The following is a 441-nucleotide window of genomic DNA, read 5'->3' on the forward strand; positions in this document are numbered from 1 at the left end:
TCTTTTCATGAATACGAGCTACTTTTCTTTTGGCTTTATACCAGTTCGCACCACCAATAGTTCGTCTACTCATAACTTTTTGAGCATGGGCTAATTTTTCTTCTAATGAACGAAAACTTCGGATTAGAGTATATCGTTCCATTCGAAAGAATAGCGAAATCTTTCAGTCCTACATCAAAACCAATTGCTGAATTGGTTTTGGGCAATGCTTTTACTTCTGATTCAACATCTAAAGAGACAAAATATTTACCAGAGGGATTTCTTCTGATAGTGGCACTTATAATACGGCCTTGGACTTCACGACTATTTGCAAAACGGACATTCCCTAGTTTGGGAAGTTTGATGTAGTTGTCAATAACAGCTATATTTCCGTTTGTATATTTTGTTGTATAAGATTGTATTGGATTCTTTTTTGACTTAAATCGAGGTTGTTTATTTTGG

The 441-nt window shown here is 34.9% G+C and carries 1 pseudogene; it reads right to left on the reverse strand.

The annotated features are described in order from the left end of the window. A pseudogene (locus CHI06_RS29555) lies at positions 1 to 441 on the reverse strand (RNA-guided endonuclease TnpB family protein); the annotation flags it as partial.

It is taken from the genome of Bacillus sp. 7884-1, from assembly GCF_002272245.1.
GTDB lineage: Bacteria > Bacillota > Bacilli > Bacillales > Cytobacillaceae > Neobacillus.